The 7,516-nt window shown below is 33.6% G+C and carries 4 protein-coding genes; 1 reads left to right on the forward strand and 3 read right to left on the reverse strand.

Annotation, left to right across the window (positions count from 1 at the left end):
- From BMW37_RS14605 to BMW37_RS14615, 3 genes are all read right to left on the reverse strand, one after another.
- Positions 1-263: transposase (locus BMW37_RS14605; protein WP_143047689.1), on the reverse strand; the 263-nt coding region annotated here is incomplete at its 3' end.
- Positions 264-520: 257 nt separating this feature from the next.
- Entirely contained in the window at positions 521-2,395 is a 1,875-nt protein-coding gene (locus BMW37_RS14610; protein WP_093322706.1) for a hypothetical protein, read from the reverse strand.
- Positions 2,396-2,848: 453 nt separating this feature from the next.
- Positions 2,849-5,056, reverse strand: coding sequence for a tRNA(Met) cytidine acetyltransferase TmcA domain-containing protein (locus tag BMW37_RS14615; protein WP_093322709.1), 2,208 nt, complete (start codon positions 5,054-5,056; stop codon positions 2,849-2,851).
- Positions 5,057-5,519: 463 nt separating this feature from the next.
- Here BMW37_RS14615 and BMW37_RS14620 point away from each other — a divergent pair, with 463 nt between their 5' ends.
- Positions 5,520-7,064, forward strand: a complete 1,545-nt coding sequence (locus BMW37_RS14620) for an insulinase family protein (RefSeq protein ID WP_093322712.1) — start codon at positions 5,520-5,522, stop codon at positions 7,062-7,064.
- The last annotated feature ends 452 nt before the right edge of the window (positions 7,065-7,516 follow it).

Here is a 7,516-nt window from a genome sequence, read left to right on the forward strand (position 1 = left end):
GCTATGATGATATTGAGTTTTTTCTGCGCTTCAGAGAGCTTATTAACAGGGATAGGTGATTTAGTTTTACTGTTTGTCTTTTTAGATGTTGTTTTATTTTTCATGTCGTTATCATTCGATCCTGCTTTAAGCTCAGTTTGCCATTTATAAAGTGTGCTTTTTGAGATGTTATAGTGTTGGGCTAATGCTGTGATGCTTGTATAATCACCATCTAATAATTTCGTCAAAATTGTTTCTTTGAATTCTACGGTAAATTTACTCATTTGTCTGTCCTTATTATGATTAAGTTATCAATGGACAAGTAGTGTGACATAGGGGGAGCTCATGACTTAGGCGTCCATGATAATCTTTTCCACTTCTAACTTTTCCATTTTTAGCATTATCAATTATTTTATTAGATTTATTTAACTCATAACAATCCCCACAAATCAACCCTAATGAATCGATCCAACCGGTGGGATTATGTACGTAGCCGTAGGGGTGTTACAGCTAGCGGATTTCTTCCTAACACATGCAAAATTTAGAGTTTATCTAAAAAGAGTTTCAGGTCTGCTTGATGCTTGGTGTAGTTAGAGTAACGCACTAAGCATAATATTCCATGAAATAATAATAGATATGTGGTTAATAGTAACATTAACAAATAACTAACTGCAGCGAGCAGCTGTCCGATCTCAATCGTTTGATAATCAAAATTAACGCTAAGAGTTAGTGGGTTGGTTTGATCATCCGGATTGTGGATAATCTGTTTTAATTGACCTTTGAAAGTAACTTGTGTTTCATAGATCGAGCTAAAATTCTCATAAATGTGTTTTAACATAGAACGATAGTTTTCTGGATTAGTGAAAATACCATCAATAATAGGACTCTCTTTTATTTGTAATCCATTTTCGAATAGATTAGTAGACTTTAATTGAATTCCACCGCTAAAAGCACGTTCAATAGTTTCTTGTACTTCAGCAAGGCTATTTGCTTGTTTATCTAAAAATGATTCACGCGGGTCATGGTCAAACAAAATTTTAACATTTATACATCGGTGAGATTCTAGTGGCTTTACGCTAATGCCTTTGCAATAAGCTGTTCCTCTAAATGTAATCAATTTATTTAACTGATTAGTTAGCTGTTCGATAGATACATCAGCGGAAAGGTTTAACGGGGGATTAGTAGAAAACTCCCTAATTGTCGTAGAAATCTCATAGAGTCTCATCGGTGCAAAAAAAGCCATTAAACCAATTACGATACCAAATATGGACAATGAAACATGCCTTAATAGTGTTATAGGTGGGAATTTTTTAAAAAGTTGATCAACCGTAAGTAAATTAGACAAGGTAATCGCTTTTCTTGTTTCGGCATAAAGTTCGATATCAATAGTATCACCTATGTGATAACGGCGGTCAAATTCTTTATCTAATACTTTGTGAAGTGAGAACGAAAGATCACCAATAAATTTTGAATAATTATGATTTTTATTGGCATCAACCTCTAAAGCATATTTAAACGCACCGCGTAAGCGATTAATTTTTAACGGTGATGGTACTATTCTATAACGATAATGTACTATCATACCAAAAATCAGCGCAGCTACACCACTGCTGAACAAGAGTATGATTGCAACTTTATTTTCAAATGAGAGATACAGTGCAATTAGCCATAGAATTGCTGCTAGTAGATATAAAAATCCAGCTGCGCAACCTGTTATCACATTACGCACTTGTATTTCTGTTGGCGTCTCATCACGTTGATTAAGTAATTCATAAACAAGTGTTTTGCCCCTTTCATTGTAGTAACTGCCTTTACGCCCTTTTAAAAAATTCGCATGATTAACTTGAAATTGTTTAGCTCTTTCTACCGCACTCACTAGGTCAAATTTATTTTTAAGTGAAATAACAACAATTTCGTTTTTTGAATTAACAACTACTTCAGCATTTAAATTCATCACTAATCGCATCTGCGTTTGACCATTTTTATCAATAAAAGTTTCAAGCTCACCAGATTCAATAAGTTCATCTTTATTATATAAAGTTAATGCTGGTTTGTGATTATGAATACACTCTTCGGCATCTAAAGGTAAAATAACCTCAACATTATTAATAGTATGAATATAGGTGACTTGTTTATTATGTGTCTGGCGAATGACAGTATATTCGCCTTTTAATGAAAACACATCATCCGATTTAAGGCGAGCTTTAGATAATTTTCTTTTGAACGTGTGCTTTGCAAAGAAATGATTTTGTGCTAAATCTCGCAATTCAGCGCTAGTTACTTTTCTTATCGGTGCACTCTTTAAAAATTGCTTTTTGCTCGATTTTCGACTAGCCGAAGGAAAAGACATAACTATAGCAGTATAAAGTAGTATCCCCATCATCCCTAATATTAAAATTGAATACAGATCTCTCATTAAAATCGACTCCTAATAGTTAATCAAATCTGTTTTAAATTACATTTAGCGCACTATGTATGGCTTTATCTATATGCGCGGTAACAGTTAAAAGAGATAAATCCTCTCTATTTGTGTTTGTTCCTAAACGAATTCATATTATAAGTGTGTAACCTCTTTATAGTACACATAAAATAAATTTAAAATTATAATTTTGTAGATATCACTAAACCAAGCACAAGGCTGATAAAGAGTCATTATGATAAAATTCCATCGTTACTCTTAAAAAATAGAAAATGATTTAATTGAAATCTATAGGCATTTTTTATACCAGCATTTAAGTCTGTTTACCGAGTTCATTATAACTCAAATCAATATTGCAAATTTAATTAACTAATTGATTTTTTAGCTAGTATTTTTGTCTTGCTTCATTATAACTAGGGGCTGTTGTTATTTAATGGTCTTACCGTGAATTTATATTTTGAAATGCAATAGGTTTTTATTTTTAAGGTGTTGTTTTAATATGTCTTTTAAGTATCTTGTTTGATCTTTGTTTATAGGATTTGGTTGTGATAGTGCTTCATTAAGCGAATTATATAGGTCTAAATTATCATCTGATATTAAGTGTTCCAAAAATATGCTAAGTGCAATCCTTGAAGCCTCAAATGAACGGCCATGACAAGCAAACCCAATTAATGATGCGAAGATTGGCCGGTTATCAAAACATAAATTTTGCAGAACATCTTTATGTTTTTTAAAGGCACTTTTTTCAATCAATCGTTCTAATGAGGTAATGTATTTATTGCTTGTAAGGGTATTTAGCAAAGCACTTCTGATTCCAAGAGATGTAGATGGTGCTATTTCACTAAAGTGAGTTAATAATGATTGTAGTTTGCTCAGATCAAGTGCTAGTTTATTGGTTTCATTTTTTGCTGGAGTCGATATCGGAAATATCATCATGCAACTTAATTGGCCGCTGCTTGCATCTGCTTTATGACTTACGTGAACAAGTTTAAACTCATGATAAGCCCAAAAGGCTACTAAGTGAGGCTCATATCCAAAACTGACTGATAGATAGTCATATTCTTTCTTATACGCAAATATTTTTATTGACTCGATTAAATTTGATGCAATTTTATGTCTTCTTAAGTTATGTGATACACCAATACGGCTTATTCTTAACCCTATCAAAGTTGGCATAATCATGCTATCTGCATGAATCGCTAATGATTGAGCAACAAGGTTACCCTGTGGGCGTCTGGTACCCATCCAAATAGCATTTGCTAGGTCATAACTCGCACCGCCTTCATGTATGACCCAAGCTGCGGCAGCAACTTTGTCTTCTAATGAAAGTGATGCTGATGAATTATTTTCAATGTAGAAAAAATGTTGACTTGGATCATCAAATAACCGTCTTAGATCATTTGGGGATGTTTGATAATGAATTTTAGCAAAAAACAGGTAAAGAGATTTAGCTAAAATAAGATCATCACATTTAAATCCTTGTTTATATTCAATTGAAGCTTTATTAGTTACCAAAATTGAATGAGTATCGTCCAATTTACTCGGTTGATTGATAGAATAAGTGGATGGTAGTGAGTGCATATTAGCTAGGTAGAGATCGGCTGCTAAAAGCTCAAGAGGGTCATTATGATTAAATCTAATAGGTGTAGTCAGATGCAATAATTCAATATGACTTTGCTGATTGATAAATTTTAAACGAAGCCCATGTCCAGTGCCTTCATAACCTTCAAGCGTAGTTGTAAGCACAACATGTTCAAAATATGGTAACCATTTTTTTAATTTTGCAATCGGCATCATAGCGGCTTCATCGACAATAAGCCATTTCGCAATTTTTTGTGAGTTTTGCTGTTCACATAATAGGCTTAATTGGTCAGGTGCAATAAAGTACGCTATTGAATCAAAATTAGTTTGAAGTAGCGACTTTTTGGGGGCAGTGTATTTAACGCTAATGGAATTTGAAACCAAATGTTCAAAAAAACGCGCGATCAGAAAAGATTTACCACGCCCGCGCATAGCACTGATGAGATAAAGAGAGCTTTTTGCTGTGCAGAGCGATCCAAATATACATTCTTGTTCGCTGTTAAGTTTTCCTGTTGGTGGCAGCCAATTATTATTCGTATGAATATTATTGATAAAGGTTGATTTAAGGCTAAAAAAATCATGCCAAGCTTGTTCTGTTTGATTGCTGAGAATAAACCCTGGTGAATTACCTGTTATTGTTTTATAGAAATGTTGTTTAAATAAATTACTAGTGACAGGAAGTGGCGGTTTATCATATGCATGGCTTATCCAATTTAAAGACGTTTTATCAATCTCTTTGAGATAATCAGAAAGTTTTGGAAGCAAACAAAATAGTATATGCCCAGCTTTTATTTTACCTGCCAGGGTCATAAATAGTTTTAAGTCGAATCCTTGTGTAACATCAAGGATAATGTGGCCTGATTCAGCACCAAGTGTCTTGTTAATCTTATCAGTTAGTTTAAAATCAACAGCATCAATGAAACAGAAGGTCTGACCAAAATCTGTTAATGTTTTAGCTAAGGTATTATAGGTACTGGTGACTTGATTTATCTCGGAGTGAACAAATACAGGTAATCTATACCCAAGCAAGCTGAGTTTTTGTCCAATATCAAAAGAGAAGGGTGTAGATGGAATCATTCTGGAAGTATAAGGTATAGTAGATTATAGTATCAAGTCTCATTTATTTTGATATGTTTAAGGTTCTTAAATCCCTAAGCTGATTAAAATGCAAAGAAATATAATTTCGTTTGAAATTTAATCAGTAATTGATTTTAATGTGACAAATTTAATGGTATTGTGTGGTTAATCATCAATTAAATTGTGAACTAGATTAAAATACCATACACAGTTTAATATTCTGATAGAATTAATCTGAAATAATCATTTTGTGGAGTAAATTCTGTTATCATTCAACTATTGTTGCTAAAATAGGATGGAATTTGATAGTACAAATCATACTTTTTTGATAGTCTGCTTTTCAAGAACGCAAACTAGTGCGTTAATAAGTAAAATGGAAATCTAAGCTCAGAAAATCATTTACTATGTTGTTTTATAGCAAGTCTAAGTGTTGAAAATAAATAAAATCAATAATGAGGTTTAAATGTCTAAAGTAGTATTGACAGATAAAATAGGGGCGTTTTTTCTAAAAATGCTCAAGCAAAAGGCTACTTATCGGTTTTTTTTTACTGTGGTGGTAAGCTTGTTAGCATTTATATCTGCTCCCCTAAGTGCTAAACCACTAAATGCAGATCCCGCTTGGCAAACTCAAAAACTTGAAAATGGGTTTTCATGGCAATTATTACAAGCAACACATCGGCCAAGTGATCCTATTGAAATTAGATTTGTTTTAAATACCGGCTCATTAACAGAAACTTTAACTGAAAAAGGATTTTTATTTAGTTTATTTAAAGCAGCGCTATTGCAAGAAAATGGTTTACCCTTAATTCAATTAAATCAATTTAACGCGAGTACACAGGATAATCCTCAGCCTGTGATAACGATAGGACATGATGCTACTATCATTACATTACGAGTGCCTAATAATCAACCAGAGGCATTAAAATCTGCTATAGGTTTGCTAGGCGGCTTAGTGAAGGAAAATAGCCTTAGTACAGAGTTACTAAACAAATCGTTAGATGAAAATGCTGCATTATTAATCGCAGCCAAACCACAAAATAGTCAAGATGGATTTTGGTTAAACAGAATAAAAAATTCATCTCTCGTTGGATTTGATCCAGTGTTAGCACAACCAGCAGTAATAGAATTAGATAAGTTAGATGAATATTATCAAAAATGGTTTACTCCAGATGCGATGCATCTATATATTGTTGGAAAAGTCGACGCGAGGATATTAGCAGACACTATAAATAAATCATTTGGTGAATTAACAGGTACCAGGCTTAAACCCGCTCCTGCCGCTATTTTACAACCATTAGAAAGTGGTACGATGATTTTTTCTCAAGCAGGATTAGAACAAGCAGTATTAACACTCTATTGGGATGCTAGCTGGAATAGTGTGTCAGCGTCGAAAGATCTTGAAAAATCATGGCTTTTAGAGCTTGCTCGAGAAGCAATTTTTACACGAATTAATCAGAAACTTTCTTCAAAATCTAATGATAAACAAAAATTAAGTTTTGAATGCAGCGTTTTATTCCAAAGGCAGCTTTGTGGGCTTAATTTGAGTAATTCCACATCAAATTTAGCACCTCAATTTACTAAAATTTCTGCTGAATTGCATTCTTTAAAAGAAACTGGCATTAAGGAAGATGAATTTAAAGCTTTCATAGAACTTAAAAATCAAGAGTTAGCTAATTTGTTTGCAACTTATGCCCACACTGACTTGTCAAAATTAATTGATAACAGGATTCACTCGCAACAAAATGGTATTGTAGATATTTCTTTAGAGCAGTACCAGCAACTTAGACAGAACTTTTTAAGTACCCTAACGCTTGATGAAATCAATGATGCGATTGAGGCTTTTTTATCTAGGCCTGCTACTTTAGTGATACGTCAACCAAGTGGAGAAATCGAAATTGATGTAGAGCCTATGTATCAAAAATATATTGAATTAATTCACCCAAGTAAAATTTCTGAGCAAATAACAACGGGTGAGTCTTCTGTAGAGAATAAAGTAGATATCCAATAGAATTTAAATAGTTATAACCCACAGAAGTATACGCTTTAGCGTAAAAGCTAATTTGATTAAAAATATAAAAAAAGGGAAAAACATTAGTTCTTCCCTTTTTTTGTTTGCCCAGCAAAGCTGGCAAACCCGTCCACTTGAAAGAAAGTGGAAACACCCTGACTAAGGGGAAGTAAATCCGAATGACAAGGGCGTAACTGGCCAACGGTTGGGTCTGAAGGAAGTCATAGGAAGTATATGGCACATAACGAAAGTGAACCTGCTTCGGCATAGTAGATGGGTAAGCGTGCAAAATAGCGCAAAGCCCAATACTTAGTCAAATCTATTATGTGTTTGAGGATGGAGTCATATACAGGGCGTCAGCACAATAACTGGGGAAGCCTGGCACTGAATCCTTTTTTTTAGAGGACAATTTATTACAAGACGAAAATCAAGAATAAATTGAGTGTGAGGTG

The sequence above is a fragment of the Thorsellia anophelis DSM 18579 genome (assembly GCF_900111395.1).
In the GTDB taxonomy this organism is placed as follows: domain Bacteria; phylum Pseudomonadota; class Gammaproteobacteria; order Enterobacterales; family Thorselliaceae; genus Thorsellia; species Thorsellia anophelis.